Source organism: Vreelandella aquamarina (assembly GCF_900110265.1).
Classification (GTDB): Bacteria; Pseudomonadota; Gammaproteobacteria; order Pseudomonadales; family Halomonadaceae; genus Vreelandella; species Vreelandella aquamarina.
Genome location: NZ_FODB01000028.1, coordinates 1 through 16,603 on the forward strand (window position 1 = coordinate 1; position 16,603 = coordinate 16,603).

The following is a 16,603-nucleotide window of genomic DNA, read 5'->3' on the forward strand; positions in this document are numbered from 1 at the left end:
CGCCACCGAGTCATAGGTGGCACGCTCGATCTTGCGGCTGGAGACCACCCCGGTGGCGTAGCCGTAGATCAGCAGGCTCAGTAGCACCGCCGGGTGATGTGCCTTGGAACCCCGCCCCATGTAACGCCGGGTCAACGTCGAGAGGTCCAGTTGTTCGACAACATCGACAACGAACCGCGCCAGGTGACCATCGGGCAACCACTCGTCTACCGAAGGCGGCAGCAGGTAATCGGTCTGGCGATCCACAGGGATGAAGCGGCTCATGGCGATCTTCTCAGCTCGGCGATGACGGTGGTCAGTATCTCACGGTGCAACGGAAAGTCCGACAGGCTGCTAGGGTGCAATCCCTGCTTTACACTTCTGTTTCGGTATCTTTGTAGCCGTCCACAACCCCAGTCGAGAGATACACGTCTCGGGTGGTCAGGTTTTTAATCGCGGTCAGCATGTACTGAATCCCGGTAATCAAAAAGCCCATGGGCACCCAGATATAAATAATCCATACCGGCAAACCTAGCGACGGCAGCACGCGCCCTTTGCTATACAGGTCGAGGATGTACACCACCGAGTAATAAAGTAGGAAAAACATCACCAGCGAGGTGAGGAACGCAATGCCGATCATCAATGCTTTACGGCCACCCACCGGCAGCGCATCGTAAATCGCCGACATCCGAATATGACGACCGTGGCGGGCAGCGTAACCAATGCCCGCAAAGGTAATCATGATAATCAAGATACGGTTCAGCTCACCTGAGAACATAATGCTATTGCCGAATACAAAGCGGGCAATCACGTTGGTGACCGTATTCAGCGCCATTAGCAAAACCCCCATCGCCAGTATCACTGACTCGATTTTGCTAATTGCAGTGTCGATCGCTCCCAAAAACCCGGGCAAACCGGACCGGTAGCTCTTTTCGGACTCTTCTTCGGTCATGGCCGTTCTCCTTTAAACCCAGCGTGGTCGCTTGCTATCTCAGCGTAGCGACTCTCCCGTCACTGACCACCGAACGGAGTATGTTCGGCCTTGCTTCATTTTGTAGCGTAACGGGTAATGACTCTTTTCGCTTCAACGCTGGATGTACGTAGATTTTTCTGTGTTACGCCGCCGAGGTACACATTTTTTCGTGGTGGGGCGAGCTGCGCCGATGAACCCACTCACCTGCAGGGCACTTTGGCAACAAAAAAGGGGCAGCGCTGGCTGCCCCTTATGACGTTACTTGATTAACGTAAAAGCGCTAACCCATTAGGAGTCGCTGTTAACGGCTTCAAGGTCCGCCTTGAACTGCTGCAACAGCTCTTCACCGCGATCGCCCGTCATTTCGAGAAACACTTCCTCAACCTGCGGCGCACGATCACGGAACGCTTGGATCTGCTCTTCGTTCAGACGCGTGACGGTGACTTCATCAGACGCTTCCTGAATCTTGGCGAGTGCTTCGTCGGCCAGACCTTTGATGTGCTCAATGGTGTGGTCGTAAGCCGCGTTGGAGGCTTCCTGCACCAGCTCTTTATCTTCGTCAGACAGGCCTTCGTAGAAGTCCTGATTGGCCATCATGGCAGTGGTAAACCAGCCATGGCCGGTAAAGGTCAGGTGCGGAGATACTTCATACAGACCGCCGGACTCGATCCAGAAAATCGGGTTTTCCTGACCATCGATAATACCGGTCTGCAGGCCACCGTAAACTTCACCCCAGGGCAGCGGCGTCGGCGTCGCACCAAAGGCGTCGTAGGTTTCCGACAGCAGCGGGTTGGTCATGGTACGGATTTTCTTATTATCCATATCTTCCGGCGAGCTGATCGGCTCGTCGGTAGTGACTACCATTTCACCCTCTGGGTACATCTTCAGCAGCTCAAGTCCCTGTTCCGCATAAAGCTCCGGGAACATTTCATTGATCGCTTTACTCTCGTCGAAGAATGTTAGAACGGTCTCTTCGTCGGTCGGCAGCAGGTAAGGAATAAAGAAGATCTGGGCTTCTGGAATCAGTGCACCAGTAAAACCAGGCGACTGGTTAACAAACTGGAGAATGCCGTTCTGAGTCTGCTCCATGATGTCATCAGACTCACCCAACTCACCAAAACGGTAAACTTGTACAGAGTGGTCGGAGTTCTCTTCGATGTACTCTTTAAACGCGTAAGCGAACACATCCTGCACGTCGCCTTCGTACTCTTCGTGGGCATAACGCCAGTTATCCGCCTGGGCAGTGGCGCTTAGGCCCAACAGCAGAGCACCTACGCTTGCCGTAGTGATTAATTTGGTGGTAACGGAACGAGTTGAAACTAATTTGCTTGCCTTCATGCAGAGTTCCCCTAGCAGTGGTAAGCGCGCCGTACGAGAGCGCCAGAATCTAATTTTTGTCTATCCCGTGCTGCTTCACTTTCAGGCTCAGCCGCTAACACGCAGAAACGTCATTCGTAACTTTGTATGCATTGCTGTGGGTTAGCGGGCGAAATAAGCGCTGCCAACGCGGGTTGATCAAAAACAGCTTAAATTCAGGCTAGCGTGGTGGATCACAGCGGTCAAGCTGGCTTGTCAGGGCCATTAGTGCCGTTTGTGTGTTTTCGCGTACGCGTGACGCTTGCGGCGAACGGTTGTCAAGCGGTGCCGAAAACAGCGTATCTTGCAGCCACTGTGCAACATTGTGCTGGCTTATGTCGCTTTTTGTTAACCGGACTTCCTCCACCGAAGAGCGCAGTGCCCACTGCTGCCAACGTTGAAGGTTTTCACGCTCAGACTGCAGTTCCGCCTTTTGTAAGGTGGCACGCAGCGCCTTAATGTCATCGTTATGAGCAGCTTGAGGCTTTAATGTTCGGCGCAATTCGCGCAACGTTGCGGTGACCTGCTGCTGCCAACGGTAGCGCTCTTCCCGTATGGCCTTTAGCGGGCCAGATTCGGCGGCTAATCCGTGCTGATACAGCCAGCAGTGAAACAGTAACTCACACACATCCACGCCAGCCTCATCTTGCAAGGTGAGGCAGGCTTGCTCTACGCCAGGCTTTGCATAAAGCGCTAAGGCAAAATCCCATAGCGGCCTCTGCTGCAAGCGCTGCAATCGGTTAGAATCGCGCATTGGTTTACCCACTTTTTTCGGGAGAAAACATGATCGCACTGCGCCAAGTCGCCCTGCAACGGGGCACGCAAACGCTCCTAGAAAGCGCCGACCTTACGCTACATAACGGCGTGAAGGCCGGCATTATTGGGGCCAACGGTGCCGGTAAGTCGAGCCTGTTTAAACTCCTATTGGGCGAGCTGGGGCCCGATCAGGGGGATGTGGAGATGAGCGGCGGCCAGCGGATTGCTCACATGGCCCAGGAAGTGGAGGCGTTGGATCGCCCCATTGTAGAGTATGTATTAGACGGCGATTACGCCTTGCGCCAAGCCGAAGCCGACCTGCTTGCCGCCCGCGAAGCCGATAACGCGCATCGAGAAGCCGAACTCCACGGGCTAATCGAAACCCTAGATGGTTACACGGCAGAATCACGGGCATCACAGCTGCTGGTCGGGCTGGGTTTTGTGCAGGCGGACCTTAAGCGACCTCTATCGGACTTTTCCGGCGGTTGGCGAATGCGGGTAAATCTTGCCCGGACGCTGTTTATGCCTTCCGACTTGTTGCTGCTGGATGAGCCGACCAACCACCTGGACCTAGACGCCCTGCTTTGGCTGGAGCAGTGGCTCACTCGCTACCCCGGCACGCTGCTGCTGATTTCTCACGACCGCGACTTTCTGGATGCTGTGTGCGATCACATTGTGCATATGCATCACCAAACGCTAGAGCTTTACCGGGGCAACTACTCTCGCTTTGAGCGCACGCGGGCCGAAAAGCTCGCGCTGCAACAGGCTGAAGCGGCCAAGCAGCAGGCCCGCCGTGAAGAGATTGAACGTTTTATTGCCCGCTTTCGCGCTCAGGCAACAAAAGCCAAGCAGGCGCAAAGCCGGGTAAAAATGCTAGAACGCATGGGGGATATCGCCGTCGCCCACACGGACTCCCCTTTCCACTTCACCTTGCCTGCCGCTGATAAAACGTCGCACCCGCTGCTGGTGCTGGACCAAGCCACCCTTGGCTATCGCGGCGAAGCGGGCGATATCGCTCAGTTAGAGAAGGTCAACATTACGCTACTCCCCGGGAGCCGTATCGGCTTATTAGGTCCGAACGGTGCGGGTAAATCGACCCTGATCAAGTCACTCACGGGCGAGCTTGAGCTGTTAGAAGGCAAACGCGTACCCGGTGAACATTTAGCCATTGGTTATTTTGCTCAGCATCAGTTAGAAAGCCTGGACGTGACCACCACGCCCTTTGTGCATGTACAACGCCTCTCTCCCACAGCAAGTGATCAAGAAATTCGCAACTTCCTAGGTGGCTTTGGCTTCAAAGGCGATGACGCCTTTGGCGAGGTGGCCACTTACTCTGGCGGTGAGAAAGCACGCCTGGCACTTGCACTCGTGGCCTGGCAAAAGCCCAACCTGCTGCTGCTCGATGAGCCCACTAACCACTTGGATCTGGAAATGCGCGAAGCGTTGACCGAGGCACTGGCAAGCTTTGAGGGCACAGTCATCCTGGTCTCGCACGACCGGCACCTGCTGCGTGCCACGGTGGATGAGTTTTGGCGGGTGGCCGACCACCGGGTTGAGCCCTTCGACGGCGACTTGGAGGATTACCGGGCTTGGCTTAAGGCGCGGTTGGAAGAGAACCGCCGCGACGCCCGTAGCGAAAAGAGCGAACGCCAGAGCCAACAGCCCAGCGGCGACCGTAAAGCCGCCCGCAAAGCAGCAGCGGAGCTGCGCGAAAAGCTGCGCCCACTGAAAAAAGAGCGCGACCAGGCGGAAAAGAGCATGGAAAAAGCGCAGCAGGCACTTGAGGAAGTAGAAGCGGTACTCGCCGACCCCGAGCTATACACCGACAGCACCCGCAAGGCAGAACTGACCCAAGCACTCGCCAAGCAGGCGGAGATTAAAGCGCGCCTGGATGCCGCCGAGCAGACATGGTTCGCTGCAGAAGAGGCGTTAGAGGCCATGGAAGCCGAGCTGCTGGCCAGCGAAAACGCCTGATCAGCCCTAGCTTTCTAGCAAAAAGGTGACCGGCCCATCGTTGACCAAGGCAACCTGCATGTCCGCGCCGAACTGCCCTTCTGCAATATGGGGCCAAGCGGCGCGGGCCTGACTTACCAGATAGTTAAACAGCCGCTCCCCCTCGTCGGGCGGGGCGGCGCTGGAGAAGCTAGGGCGTAGGCCCTTGCGGGTATCGGCAACGAGCGTGAACTGTGATACCAGCAGCAGCCCACCCTGGGCCTGCTGCAGGTTATGGTTCATCTTGCCCGCCTCGTCACTAAACACGCGGTAGTGAAGCAGCTTATGCAGTAGCTTATCGGCATCCACCTCGCTGTCACCTTTCTCCACCCCCACCAGTGCCAGCAGCCCATGGTCGATGGCACCGACGCTGTTGCCTTCCACCGTGACACTGGCGCTCTTAACCCGTTGAATCAGTGCTTTCACGCTTGCCCCTTCGTCCGTTCATTAGGCGCTGCTATCTTCATAGAGCGTTTCGCCATTGAGCGCGAGACGCAGCTGCTAGCGGCGGCGCTAGTCGTGACGAGCGTAGCGCCCAGTAACGCGGCTAGCCATAGCGTACTCTTTGTTGGTCGTTGCACGGTGACCATCTCCTTTGTTGGTTTGGGTAACACTATGCATAGCTATACACACATAAACAACTCATAAAGGTTCCGTACAACCACTCGATTGAGGAGTCATTGAGCCGCCACAAAGCCTTTACCAAGGCCGACAGAGCATCACATCGCAGTGGGGCTCACTGAGCAGCATTTCGGTTAGCGGATTAGGTTGGTGTGGTCGACTGCGGCTGCCTAACATGACCAAATCTGGCGAGTGCCGTTTAACATAGTCATGCAGCACATCGCAGGGCTGGCCCGGCTCTAGCGCAAGCTCAATGTCCGGCACGCCATCTAACTCCCGCAGCAGGCTTTCGACTTCGTTATCCAGCGCCTCCCGCAGGCGACTGACCTCGCGGTCACGCCACTGGGCGTAGAACGCTTGACTCCCCAGCTCCAATTCGCCGGGCAGGCTCCAGGCGTGTAGAAGCGTTAGCTTGGCCTCAGGAAAGCGAATCAGCGCTTCTTTCAGGGTCTGCCGAGCCGTCAGCGAGAAGTCGATAGGCACCACAATATGTTGCCACGGCTGAGTAGGCAGGTAAGACGCCACCACCACGGGGCACGGCGCGCTACGCAAAATACGCATCATGGTGGTGCCGTAAAGCAGGTCTTTTTGACCACGTTTGCGGTGCATACCCAGCACGATGAGCGACGCCTGACGCTCGTGGGCTTCCCTCACGATTTCTACATGAGGCTCCCCAACCACCGTTTGAATCATCAGCGATGGCAGTTCCAAGGCGTAATCTTCGCGCAGGTCGGTGAGCATCGCGCTAATATCGTCGTTTACCGCGAGTTCCAGGTCATGGAGCATGCGATGCGGAAGGTAAGGGTCAAGCACGTGAAGGGTATCAAGCTGCGCGCCCTGCTGATGGGCTAAGCGCAGCGCGCGGGCAAAGGCCGCGCGGTTTTCCTGGGAGAGGTCGGTAGCAAACAGCAGCGTGCGGGACATGGGCAGCTCCTTGGCCGAACAGCTCAGCCTAGTAGGCAAACAAACGGACACCCTTCAGCATGGTGCCCGTTGGCCTATCCCGCAAGGAGACTCTGCGCCCTCAACACATCAGCGATGGATTTACCACCAGGCATGAAAGTGATGCACCGGGCCACGCCCTTTGCCAACACTTAAGCGATGGCTAGCGGCCAGAGCATGATGAAGCCACTGCTTTGCCTCCGTAATCGCCTGCTCTGGGGCCTCTGCGCTAGCATCTTCCGGCAACTTGGCTAGGCAAGCCGTAATGGCTGATGAGAGCGCGCAGCCCGTGCCATGAAGGTTCTCAGTAGCAATGCGTGAGGCGGGCAGCCACTGATGACCGTTAGGGGTCGCCAGCAGATCCGGGCAGGTATCACCCCGTAAGTGGCCGCCTTTCAGCACCACATAGGGCGCGCCTAGCCCCACCAGCTTGGGCAGCAGTGCTTCCATCTCGTCCAGGCTGGCGGGCGATGGGGAATCGAGCAGCACGGCGGCTTCCGGCAGGTTAGGAGTAATCACATCCGCTAACGGCACTAAAATCTCTTTTACGGCGCGAATACCCGCGTCATCCACCAGGATGTCACCGCTCTTCGCCACCATCACCGGGTCGAGCACGATCCAACGCGGGCGCTGCTGGCGCAGTACATCGGCAATCACTTCGGCCACATCGCGGCTGGCTACCATGCCGATTTTCACCGCATCAATGGCCACATCGCTCAACAGATGTTCAAGCTGCTCACGAATTGCCTGAGGGGAAACCGGATACACCGAGGCCACGCCACAGGTGTTCTGGGCAATCACCGCAGTGATGACATTTGTGCCATACACACCCAGGGCAGAAAACGTCTTTAAATCGCCCTGCAGCCCAGCACCACCGGAAGGGTCGGAGCCTGCAATGGTGAGCACATTACGAAGGCGGGATTCGGTAGACATAGCGCTCCTTACGAGACAGAACAGTATCTGCCCTAGGATACCCAAGCGGTGGCGCTTACGCTGCTTTAATCGCAACCCTAGCCTGCCTATAACAAAATGGCCGCCCGAAGGCGGCCATGGTAAGGGTACTGCGCTACACCTGTTACTGCGAGGTGTCACCTTCCGGGTTACGGGCGTTGTAGTACGCCTGCTCGGAAATCGCGTGGTAATCTTCTACTTTATCCTGGAAGGCGCGGTAAGAGTCGTAGATCCGGGTCGCTAGCTCGCTGGAGGCGGCCAGTTCACCCACTACCTCAGCTGAGTGTTCGCGAGCTTGGGCTAACACGTCGTCAGGAATGCGACGCAGCTCAACGTTATGCTCATTCACCAAGGTTTCCAGCGCGTCGTTGTTGCGAGCGGTATACTCATCCAAGACGCTTTGGTTCACATCACTGATCGCGGTACGCAGAATTGCCTGTAAGTCAGTGGGTAGCTCTGCCCAGGCCTCTTCATTGATGATGGCCTCAAACATCACCGTCGGCTCATGCCAGCCAGGGTAATAGTAATAATCGGCCGCCTGGTGCAGGCCAAAGGCTAAATCGTTGTAGGGGCCGATCCACTCAGTAGCATCAATCGCTCCCGACTGCAGCGATGTAAAGATCTCGCCGCCCGGCATGTTCACAATCGCCACGCCCATACGGCTCATGACTTCACCACCAAGGCCCGGCATACGCATCTTCAAGCCGTCAAGGTCAGCGACCGAGTTGATCTCTTTGTTGTACCAGCCGCCCATCTGTACACCGGAGGCCCCTGCGACCAACACATCGACGCCAAAATCATCATAAAGCTCGTTCCACAGCTCCATACCACCGCCGTAGCTGAGCCATGCATTCATTTCCTGGGCGTTCATACCGAACGGTACGGCGGCAAAGAACTGTGCCGCAGGCGCTTTACCTTTCCAGTAATAGGAGGCGGAGTGGCCCAGCTCAGCGGTGCCGTCTGCCACCGCATCGAACACTTCGAATCCTGGCACGAGCTGACCTGCTCCGAAGACTTCGATGGTCAACCGGCCATCGGACATCTCCTCGACGAGCTGGGAGAGCCGCTCAGGGCCTTGACCCACACCGGGGAAGTTTTTCGGCCAGGAAGTGACCATTTTCCAGCGGAAAGTCTCTTGCGCCTGAGCTTGGTTATCGAAGCTTGAAACCACCAGCAGGCTGGAAGAAAGAGCAGTCGTCATGGCAATGGCGACAGGCAGTGCTTTGGCTTTCATGCGTGAACCCTCTTGCTTATTTTATTGCTGTTATGGGTAGGGAATACCCACCTGACGCTTGCCGCCAGGCGGGTTGTTACAAGCCATTATGTGTCTGCAGCTTGGCTGCTTTTGGTTAAGGTTGCCACTCCCTTGCGTTGATAGCAGGGTTATTTTTCAACTCAGCACACATTAGAACTGGGTCGGTAGCCATGTTGCCAGCTGCGGGAAAAACGTTAGCAGCAACAGCATGCCTAACTGCATCAAGATAAACGGCACCACACCGCGATAAATCGCTGAGGTAGGCACCGATGGCGGTGTCACGCCGCGCAGATAAAACAGTGCGAAGCCGAACGGCGGGGTCAGGAACGAGGTCTGCAGGTTAATGGCGATCATGATACCCAGCCAGATCGGATCTAATCCCATGGCCAGCAGGATCGGCCCGACAATCGGCACCACCACAAAGGTGATTTCGATAAAGTCGAGGATAAAGCCCAGCAGGAAGATTACCAACATGACAATGATCGTCGCGCCCACCACGCCCCCAGGCATGCCTTCAAACAGCTCGGTGACCATGTGCTCACCGCCGTAGGCACGGAAGACCAACGAGAATAGCGCCGCACCGATCAGAATCAGAAACACCATGGTGGTTACATGGGTGGTAGAGCGCAGCACCTCTTTCAGGGTGGCCCAGTCCAACTGGCGATAGGCCAACGCCAGCACCAGCGCACCAAAGGCACCCACGGCCGAGGCTTCGGTGGGCGTGGCAAAGCCGCTCAGAATAGAGCCCAGCACCGCCACAATCAGCACTACTGGCGGCACCAGGCCTTTGAGCAGCAAGATGCCCAAGCCCGAGGTGTGGCCAAGTTCTGCCATCAGCTCTTCGCGGTCAGCCGCGGGCGCCATGCTGGGGCGGAAAAACGCCACCAAGCCCACGTAGATCATGTACATGACGACGAGAATCAGGCCCGGCACCAGCGCGCCCATAAACAGATCGCCAACCGAGACCGTTTTCGGGCTGAAGATCCCCATATCCAGCTGTGCTTGCTGATATGCAGAAGAGAGCACGTCGCCCAGCAGCACCAGGGCGATGGAAGGCGGAATAATCTGCCCAAGCGTGCCGGTGGCGCAGATGGTACCGGTGGCAAGAGAGGTGCTGTAGCCACGCTTGAGCATGGTGGGCAGTGACATCAGGCCCATGGTCACCACGGTGGCACCCACGATGCCCGTGGAGGCAGCCATCAACATGCCCACCAGCGTGACCGAAATACCTAAGCCACCGCGCATGGAGCCAAACAGCAGCGCCATGGCATCCAACAGCGTTTCGGCCACTTTTGACTTCTCTAGCAGCACGCCCATCAAGACGAATAGCGGTACCGCCAGGAGTGTCTGGTTGGTCATAATGCCGTAGAGCCGGTTCGGCAGGGCGGCAAGGTAGCCACTATCAAAATTGGCATCAATACCAACGGCTTCCAGGCCTAGCCCCATGCCAGCAAACAGCAGCGCGGTTCCCGCTAGCGAAAGCGCCACAGGAAAGCCGAACATCAACACGATACAGATGGCGGCAAACAGAATAAGCGGCATAAATTCGAGCATCAAACACGCTCCTCAAGGTGATTGTCATCGGCAGTTGACGGCGTCATTCGCCCAATGAAGACATAGCCATTGCGCACGACTTCGATCAGCCCTTGAAGGATCATCAAGACCGCAAACACCGGAATCAGCGTCTTTAGTGCAAATACGGCGGGTATGCCACCGTAATCCGAGGAGGTTTCCATGATGCGCCAAGAGTTAGCGACGTAGCCATAGCTTGACGCGATGACAAACAGCATCACCGGAATCATCAGCAACAGAATACCCACTATATTCACCAGCGCCTGTCGGCGAGGAGTCATCCCACGATAGAAAATATCGACGCGGACATGGCCATCGTGGCGAAAGGTGTAAGCAGCAGCGAGCATGAAGACGCTGGCGTGCATGTACATCACCAGCTCTTGCATAAAAATGCTATTCACACTGAACATATAACGAAGCAGTACAATCGCGAACTGAATCAGCATCATAATGATGATCAGCCACGCAAGGGTACGCCCGAACCACTCCGAAGCGCGGTCCAGCGCACCGATAAACGCAGGTAGTTGTGTTGTGTCCGACATGGAAGTGTCTCGCGTAAAACGACTAAGGGGGGTCAGCGCCCCAGACAATAGCGCATATACGCAGACAATGCAGCGCCCGACAAGCGTTCTGCGAGCTTATTGTTAAACGCTTGGTTGAATCGCCGCGAGACACGCCGTTGGCAGCGGCAAATCAACTGCAATCGGCAGGTGGTCAGAGAACAGGTGATCCAGCACGCGCACATCGGCCGCTTCAAGGGTTTGCGAGAGCAGAATATGGTCCAACGCGCGGCGCGGCTGCCACGACGGATAGCTAAGCAGCGGCTTGACCGGGTGTAGCGGCAATGACGTACTAAACCGCTCGTGAGCATGGAGCTGCTCAGGCGTACAATTTAAATCGCCCATCACCACCACATGGCGCAACGGCTCAATAATATCGCTTAAATAATTGAGCTGGCGCACACGGCCACGGTGGCTAAGCGCCAAATGCGCCACAAAAATATGCAGGGCATCAGGGCCTTCGCCGTAGCGCACGTGAATAGCACCGCGTCCAGGCAACATCCCAGGCAGCCGGTGCTCTTCAATATGGCGAGGGGTTAAACGTGAAAGCAGACCATTACTATGCTGTGCAAAATGGCCTAGGTTACGATTAAGTTGCTGGAAGTAGTGAGGAAACTTGGCCTGGGCGGCTAAGTACTCCACCTGATTCACACGGCTGGAGCGAAAGCTTCCACCATCCACCTCCTGCAGCCCCACCACGTCAAACTGCTCTAATACGCTACCTACCAGCGCTAAACGCTTAAGCCGCTGAGGATTAGGCAGCACGTGCTGCCAGCTCCGCGTGAGATAGTGGTGGTAGGCTGAGGTTTGAATGCCCACCTGCAAATTAAACGTTAGCAGCCGGATATGACCACGCTCAACCAGCGCGGAGGTGGAAGGGGGCGCAGGCGAACGTGTCTGTCCGCCTGTGTGGCCGTGCTCAAGCACCGTTATTGTGTGCGCTCGCTGCGAACTTTTTCGATCAACGCGTCAGCGATTTGCGGCATGTTTTCCAAGCTGCCTGCCGACTGCGGTGACACTACATAGCGGCCATCCACAATCAGCGCAGGAACCCCCATCAGGCGCATTTCACGCATACGGCTGTTGGCCTTATTGACCTCACTACGTACGCTAAAGGCGGTGAGCGCCTGTTTGGCTTCCTCTTCGCTAACGCCGTAATCAGAGAAGAATTCCGCAATCTTGTCAGCGTCGGTCAGTGAACGGCCATCCTGGTGAATCGCATCGAAGAAATCCGCATGCAGCTCCTCTTCAATACCCAGCGATTTGGCCGCATAGAAGGCCGTGGCATGGGTGTTCCAGTCACCGCCCATGGTCGCTGGCATTTTGACAATGCTGACATCGTCATCCAGGGTTTCGTACCACTCGTTTACTGGCGTTTGCAGCCGGTAGCAGTGCGGGCAGCCAAACCAGAACGCTTCGGTCACTTCAATCTGATCTTCGTCTACCTGGGTAGCTACCGGCGACTCAAGCAACGTGTAGTGCTGACCTTCTACCAGCTCCTGGGCACTTACCGCAGCAGACAGGCCAAGACCAGCAAGCGCGACCATCAACGTTTTCAACATAACGAGCATTCTCCAAATAAGCGGCCAACAAAAGTGAGCCTGTGACCGTTAGTGTGTCAGACAGGTTCCCCATTCTGCGGATGTTTCACAGAATGGGGAGGCCAACAGCAGGGAAATTAGTTCAAGCCCAGCACGTAGTTGGCCACGGCTTCCATGTCCCGGTCGCTCATTTTGGAAGCGATATCGCCCATCAGATTGTTGGGGCTATTGGTGCGGTCACCCGAGGCAAATGCTTGCAGCGTGGAGATGGTATATTCCGCATGCTGACCAGAAAGAGCCGGATACACAGCGCTACCAATACCTACCCCGGTGGGAGTGTGGCAAGCGCTACAGGCGGGAATGCCTTTAGACATATCGCCTGCGCGATACAGCTCTTCACCGCGGGCCAGCAACTCAGCGTCTTCATCACTGGTTTGACCGAGGTTAGCCTCTTGGCCTGCAAAGTGGGCAGCGACGTCCCAAGCATCTTGGTCTGAGTAGTCAGCGACCAAACCGGCCATCTGTGGGACGACACGGTTGCCGTCACGAATATCCATGATCTGTTTGGCCAGATAGGACATCTGCTGCCCTGCCAGGTTGGGGAAAGCGCCCGAAGGGCTGATACCCGCTTGGCCGTGACAGGCAGCGCAGGTTTGTGCCATTTCGCGACCAGCGGCCGCATCTGCGTCGGCTTGAAGGTCCGCTTGGGCGTGGGCGGTGCCAACGGCACCCATGGTAATTGCCAGGCTTGCCAGTAACTTTCTCATTGCTAATCCACTATGCCGTTTGATTATTGACTGGTACGCACCCTGGGCGCTGCCCAGGTTCAGCACATTACCAGGGTCAGCTCCGCCAAAACGAACAACAATGTCGTGTTGGTCGCTGCTGGCTAAAGCGCGATGGTACACTAGCGCCCCAGGTCGCAGTTATAAACCGCTTGCATTATAACGAATCACCCTAGCGGCGGGAATGCAAGTCCAGGTCTGCTTTTGGGGTAATTCGTCGCGGTACCGCTCTCTCTCACACTAGGGTTGGCCAGCGGGCCGTGTTATACGTTTGTTTTTCAGGATTAATTCCATGTCTACCCCCCATGATAGCCCAGTCCCTCGGCTGAACTACCCCACGGCGCGTTTTATGATCAGCGCGCCAACCCTGGCACTGTGTCCTGACGATACCGGTGCAGAAGTAGCGTTTGCCGGACGCTCAAATGCCGGTAAATCCAGCGCCATTAACGCGCTAACCCAGCAAAATGCGCTGGCGCGCACCTCGCGCACTCCGGGCCGCACCCAGCTCATCAACTTCTTCACTGTGATGAACGACGAGTCGCGCCGCTTGGTGGATCTACCCGGCTATGGCTACGCCAAAGTGCCTGAAGCGGTCAAAATCGAGTGGCAAAAGCATCTTTCTGACTACCTGCGCGGCCGTTTTAGCCTGCGTGGTTTAGTGCTGCTTATGGACGTGCGCCACCCGCTGACCGAGTTCGACCAAATGATGCTCGACTATGCTGACCAGCGCGGGATGCCGGTGCATATTCTGCTGACCAAAGCCGACAAACTGAAGCGTGGTCCAGCCAGCGCCGCCCTGCAGAAAGTGCGCTCCCGCTTAAAAGAGTGGGAAGACCTCGTATCGGTACAGCTGTTTTCATCGCTGAAACGCGACGGGGTCGATACCCTTTCCCAAAAACTAGACCAGTGGCTGCACACTCCAGAAGACGCCCGTTAATAGGCGTGGTCTAGGCACGCCTCTCCAGCCATGCAATCAGCTCCGGCAGCTCTTTGACATGGGCTATGCGGTGCACCCGCTCAGGCAGCATCTGGTCGCCGCATTCAGCCACCCAGGCGGCATGCATACCCAGTTGCTGGGCGGGAAGCACGTCCTCATTCCAGGAGTCGCCCACGTGCATGGCGCGCTGCGGTACGGTATTCAGTCGCTCCAAAGCGGTGAGAAAAGGCTTGGGGTCAGGCTTGGGAGCCAGCAGCTCTCCAGCGGCAATCGCTACCGGAAAATGGGCCGCCAATGGTTGGCGCTTAAGGTGAATATTGCCGTTGGTAATCGCCGCTAGCCGATAGCGCTCGGCAAGCGCCGATAGCAGCCCAGCAGCCTCTGGGTGCGGCGTGACCTGCACCCGCAGGCGGTGGAACTCATTCATTGCCGCAGCGGCCCATAACAGCGCAGCGCTGCGTGGCAAACCGCTGGTTTCCAATTGGGCCTCCAACGCTCGTAGCCTTAGCCAGGTAAAGTCACCTCGCCGTTCAGGCACTTGGCTTGCCCACTGCTGGCGGCGCTGCAGGTAATCCGCCACGCCCTCATCATACGTTAACGGTAGCGGCGCCTCTTGACGGGCAGCACGCCATGCTGCCAGCGCTTCCAGCAGCCAGCGGTAATGGCCCTCTTCGGTTTTCAGCATGACGCCCTGGTTGTCCCATAGGGTGTCATCCAAATCAAAGGTGATGGCGTCTAACGTGACCATGCTTAACTCTCACTGGGGCGGTGTTTGGCGCGCGGGTGGGCGGCATCGTAGCTTTCTGCCAAGTGCTGCCAATCCAGCCGCGTATACACTTGAGTAGTGGATAGATTGGCATGACCCAGCAGCTCCTGCACGGCCCGCAGATCCTGGCTAGATTCCAGCAGGTGGCTGGCAAAAGAGTGGCGCAGGCGGTGGGGGTGAAGATGTTCAGGCAGGCCGCGCACCACTGAGAGCTGCGCTAAGCGTTTCTGGATCGCTCGATGCCCCAACCGCTGCCCCCGCTGCCCGACGAACAGCGCCGTTTCAGCGCTGGCCGCCAAACTGGCCCGGCAGGTGAGCCACGCTTCCAGCGCCTGCTGGGCGCGTCGCCCCACCGGCACTTGGCGGGGCTTGCTGCCCTTACCCATCACCCGCACATGATTGGCCGTTAAGTGGCCCATATCCAGCGCCGCCAGCTCGGCTAAGCGCAGGCCGCTGGAGTAGAAAAGCTCCAGCATGGCTTGGTCGCGAAGCGCCAGCGGCGAGCCGTCGTGGGGCGTGTCCAGAAAGCGCGCCAGCGCATCCACATCCAGCGGTCTGGGCAGATGACTGGGCTGCTTAGGGGTGCGCAGTAGGCTGACCGGGTTATCTGCCAACACACGATGCTGCACTAACGCATCGGCAAAGCGAGATAGCGCCGCACGTCGGCGGGCTAGGCTTCTCGGCGCCAGCCCCCGGCTACGTTCGGCGCCTAGAAAGGCTCTCACCAGCGCCGTGTCCAGCGCGCTGGCCTGAGTGATGCCACGCTGTTCGGCAAACTGGCAAAAGGCGGATAAATCCTGACGATAGGCCGCCACCGTGGCCGGGCTGGCATGGGTGGCTAGCTGCGCTAAGTAGTTAGTGACCGTGTCTGCCAGCAAGCTATCGCTGTCCATGCGGCTCCGGCCCCAACCGCAGCAGTAGGCGCGCGACAATATCGCCCAGGTACTCGGTAAACAGCGTATCCATACTGGCGCGGTAACATTCAGGATCAGGGCTAGCGAGCAGCAAATAACCCAGCTGCTCCCCCGCCGAGAGACGCGTAATCGCACAGGAACCCGCTTTACGGGGTGCTTTGGTATGGGGCAGTAGGCACTTCCAATCGCTGACGCTCAGCTTGGCGCAGCGACTGGTGCGGCCATCCAGCAGCGCCGCCAAGCGAGCGCTGGCGTGCTGGTCGAGAATATGGCGTGGCGGCTGGGGTGGCGTGGACTCTGCATCGCTTAACGACGCGGGACACCATAGGGCCATCGCCGGGGTTTGAAAGCGCTCGCTAAGCTGAGTCGCCAGCGCTTGGGCCAGGGCATCACGGTCTTCCGCATCAACTAAGCTGAGCAGCGTTTCCCGCAGGCGACGGTACTGAGCCTCGTTATGACGAGCGGTTTCCAGCAAATGCTCAAGCCGCCCTTCCGCCGTTTCAGCTCGCTGGCGCAGGTCGATCACCAGCCGCTCCAGCAGCGACACAGCACCATCGATATTCGGGTGGGGCACTTTGAGCTGCTGCAGCAGCCCTTCACGACCAATAAAAAAATCGGGGTGACGGGCCAGCCAAAACGCTACTTGGTCAGGGTCGAGCGTTTTGCGCGGCTCAGGAGCTTGAGACATCGCCGTTCTCCTCGC

Annotated in this window: 18 protein-coding genes; 2 read left to right on the forward strand and 16 right to left on the reverse strand. The window is 57.3% G+C overall.

Features of this window, described 5'->3' with window-relative positions:
* The 4 genes from BMY49_RS09275 to BMY49_RS09290 all read right to left on the reverse strand — a co-directional run.
* Positions 1-264 (reverse strand): transposase (locus BMY49_RS09275; protein WP_143058121.1); only part of this gene is annotated, 264 nt, incomplete at its 3' end.
* Positions 265-352: 88 nt separating this feature from the next.
* Positions 353-931, reverse strand: a complete 579-nt coding sequence (locus BMY49_RS09280; protein WP_089675429.1) for a TRAP transporter small permease — start codon at positions 929-931, stop codon at positions 353-355.
* 309 nt (positions 932-1,240) lie between these two features.
* Positions 1,241-2,290 carry a TRAP transporter substrate-binding protein gene (locus BMY49_RS09285; RefSeq protein WP_054644906.1) on the reverse strand — a complete coding sequence of 350 codons (1,050 nt, stop codon included), beginning with the start codon at positions 2,288-2,290 and terminating at the stop codon, positions 1,241-1,243.
* A 199-nt stretch (positions 2,291-2,489) separates the two neighbouring features.
* The gene (locus tag BMY49_RS09290; protein WP_044629859.1) at positions 2,490-3,062 is read right to left on the reverse strand and encodes a TIGR02444 family protein; all 573 of its coding nucleotides are present in this window, start codon (positions 3,060-3,062) and stop codon (positions 2,490-2,492) included.
* A gap of 29 nt (positions 3,063-3,091) precedes the next feature.
* Between BMY49_RS09290 and BMY49_RS09295 the strand changes: the two genes are divergently transcribed.
* Complete coding sequence (locus BMY49_RS09295) at positions 3,092-5,038, forward strand: ABC-F family ATP-binding cassette domain-containing protein (RefSeq protein ID WP_058577705.1); 1,947 nt, start codon at positions 3,092-3,094, stop codon at positions 5,036-5,038.
* 6 nt (positions 5,039-5,044) lie between these two features.
* Here BMY49_RS09295 and dtd read toward each other — a convergent pair whose 3' ends face one another.
* The 9 genes from dtd to BMY49_RS09340 all read right to left on the reverse strand — a co-directional run bounded on the left by dtd (position 5,045) and on the right by BMY49_RS09340 (position 13,265).
* Positions 5,045-5,482, reverse strand: coding sequence for a D-aminoacyl-tRNA deacylase (gene dtd, locus BMY49_RS09300; protein WP_054640747.1), 438 nt, complete (start codon positions 5,480-5,482; stop codon positions 5,045-5,047).
* Between the two features lie 273 nt (positions 5,483-5,755).
* The gene (locus BMY49_RS09305) at positions 5,756-6,601 is read right to left on the reverse strand and encodes a universal stress protein (RefSeq protein ID WP_058577703.1); all 846 of its coding nucleotides are present in this window, start codon (positions 6,599-6,601) and stop codon (positions 5,756-5,758) included.
* A 120-nt stretch (positions 6,602-6,721) separates the two neighbouring features.
* Positions 6,722-7,552, reverse strand: a complete 831-nt coding sequence (gene thiD, locus BMY49_RS09310) for a bifunctional hydroxymethylpyrimidine kinase/phosphomethylpyrimidine kinase (RefSeq protein ID WP_089675430.1) — start codon at positions 7,550-7,552, stop codon at positions 6,722-6,724.
* 142 nt (positions 7,553-7,694) lie between these two features.
* Positions 7,695-8,804: a TRAP transporter substrate-binding protein gene (locus BMY49_RS09315; protein ID WP_089675431.1), complete on the reverse strand. Its 1,110-nt coding sequence runs from the start codon at positions 8,802-8,804 to the stop codon at positions 7,695-7,697.
* A 171-nt stretch (positions 8,805-8,975) separates the two neighbouring features.
* Positions 8,976-10,379: a TRAP transporter large permease gene (locus BMY49_RS09320; RefSeq protein WP_089675432.1), complete on the reverse strand. Its 1,404-nt coding sequence runs from the start codon at positions 10,377-10,379 to the stop codon at positions 8,976-8,978.
* The gene (locus tag BMY49_RS09325) at positions 10,379-10,939 is read right to left on the reverse strand and encodes a TRAP transporter small permease subunit (protein ID WP_089675433.1); all 561 of its coding nucleotides are present in this window, start codon (positions 10,937-10,939) and stop codon (positions 10,379-10,381) included. The genes BMY49_RS09320 and BMY49_RS09325 overlap by 1 nt, the downstream gene beginning before the upstream one ends.
* A gap of 102 nt (positions 10,940-11,041) precedes the next feature.
* Entirely contained in the window at positions 11,042-11,884 is an 843-nt protein-coding gene (locus BMY49_RS09330) for an endonuclease/exonuclease/phosphatase family protein (RefSeq protein WP_089675434.1), read from the reverse strand.
* A gap of 2 nt (positions 11,885-11,886) precedes the next feature.
* Entirely contained in the window at positions 11,887-12,519 is a 633-nt protein-coding gene (locus tag BMY49_RS09335; protein ID WP_044629850.1) for a thiol:disulfide interchange protein DsbA/DsbL, read from the reverse strand.
* A gap of 116 nt (positions 12,520-12,635) precedes the next feature.
* Positions 12,636-13,265: a c-type cytochrome gene (locus BMY49_RS09340; RefSeq protein WP_089675435.1), complete on the reverse strand. Its 630-nt coding sequence runs from the start codon at positions 13,263-13,265 to the stop codon at positions 12,636-12,638.
* A gap of 310 nt (positions 13,266-13,575) precedes the next feature.
* Here BMY49_RS09340 and yihA point away from each other — a divergent pair, with 310 nt between their 5' ends.
* Positions 13,576-14,220, forward strand: a complete 645-nt coding sequence (yihA, locus tag BMY49_RS09345) for a ribosome biogenesis GTP-binding protein YihA/YsxC (RefSeq protein WP_044629848.1) — start codon at positions 13,576-13,578, stop codon at positions 14,218-14,220.
* Positions 14,221-14,230: 10 nt separating this feature from the next.
* Here yihA and BMY49_RS09350 read toward each other — a convergent pair whose 3' ends face one another.
* Genes BMY49_RS09350 through BMY49_RS09360 form a run of 3 tightly spaced genes read right to left on the reverse strand, consistent with a single transcriptional unit; the run spans position 14,231 to position 16,588 of the window.
* Positions 14,231-14,968, reverse strand: coding sequence for an HAD family hydrolase (locus BMY49_RS09350; protein ID WP_044629847.1), 738 nt, complete (start codon positions 14,966-14,968; stop codon positions 14,231-14,233).
* A gap of 2 nt (positions 14,969-14,970) precedes the next feature.
* The gene (locus BMY49_RS09355) at positions 14,971-15,879 is read right to left on the reverse strand and encodes a tyrosine recombinase XerC (protein ID WP_089675436.1); all 909 of its coding nucleotides are present in this window, start codon (positions 15,877-15,879) and stop codon (positions 14,971-14,973) included.
* Positions 15,866-16,588 carry a DUF484 family protein gene (locus tag BMY49_RS09360; protein WP_089675437.1) on the reverse strand — a complete coding sequence of 241 codons (723 nt, stop codon included), beginning with the start codon at positions 16,586-16,588 and terminating at the stop codon, positions 15,866-15,868. Before BMY49_RS09360 ends, BMY49_RS09355 begins: the two co-directional genes overlap by 14 nt.
* Positions 16,589-16,603: the final 15 nt, after the last annotated feature.

Excerpts from the sequence above, each read along its gene's own strand:
- BMY49_RS09285 (WP_054644906.1), bottom strand. The coding sequence starts at position 2,290 with ATGAAGGCAAGCAAATTAGTTTCAACTCGTTCCGTTACCACCAAATTA.
- BMY49_RS09305 (WP_058577703.1), bottom strand. The coding sequence starts at position 6,601 with ATGTCCCGCACGCTGCTGTTTGCTACCGACCTCTCCCAGGAAAACCGC.
- BMY49_RS09350 (WP_044629847.1), bottom strand. The coding sequence starts at position 14,968 with ATGGTCACGTTAGACGCCATCACCTTTGATTTGGATGACACCCTATGG.
- BMY49_RS09325 (WP_089675433.1), bottom strand. The coding sequence starts at position 10,939 with ATGTCGGACACAACACAACTACCTGCGTTTATCGGTGCGCTGGACCGC.
- BMY49_RS09280 (WP_089675429.1), bottom strand. The coding sequence starts at position 931 with ATGACCGAAGAAGAGTCCGAAAAGAGCTACCGGTCCGGTTTGCCCGGG.
- BMY49_RS09335 (WP_044629850.1), bottom strand. The coding sequence starts at position 12,519 with ATGTTGAAAACGTTGATGGTCGCGCTTGCTGGTCTTGGCCTGTCTGCT.
- BMY49_RS09295 (WP_058577705.1), top strand. The coding sequence starts at position 3,092 with ATGATCGCACTGCGCCAAGTCGCCCTGCAACGGGGCACGCAAACGCTC.
- BMY49_RS09315 (WP_089675431.1), bottom strand. The coding sequence starts at position 8,804 with ATGAAAGCCAAAGCACTGCCTGTCGCCATTGCCATGACGACTGCTCTT.
- thiD (WP_089675430.1), bottom strand. The coding sequence starts at position 7,552 with ATGTCTACCGAATCCCGCCTTCGTAATGTGCTCACCATTGCAGGCTCC.
- BMY49_RS09355 (WP_089675436.1), bottom strand. The coding sequence starts at position 15,879 with ATGGACAGCGATAGCTTGCTGGCAGACACGGTCACTAACTACTTAGCG.
- BMY49_RS09340 (WP_089675435.1), bottom strand. The coding sequence starts at position 13,265 with ATGAGAAAGTTACTGGCAAGCCTGGCAATTACCATGGGTGCCGTTGGC.
- BMY49_RS09320 (WP_089675432.1), bottom strand. The coding sequence starts at position 10,379 with ATGCTCGAATTTATGCCGCTTATTCTGTTTGCCGCCATCTGTATCGTG.
- yihA (WP_044629848.1), top strand. The coding sequence starts at position 13,576 with ATGTCTACCCCCCATGATAGCCCAGTCCCTCGGCTGAACTACCCCACG.
- BMY49_RS09360 (WP_089675437.1), bottom strand. The coding sequence starts at position 16,588 with ATGTCTCAAGCTCCTGAGCCGCGCAAAACGCTCGACCCTGACCAAGTA.
- BMY49_RS09290 (WP_044629859.1), bottom strand. The coding sequence starts at position 3,062 with ATGCGCGATTCTAACCGATTGCAGCGCTTGCAGCAGAGGCCGCTATGG.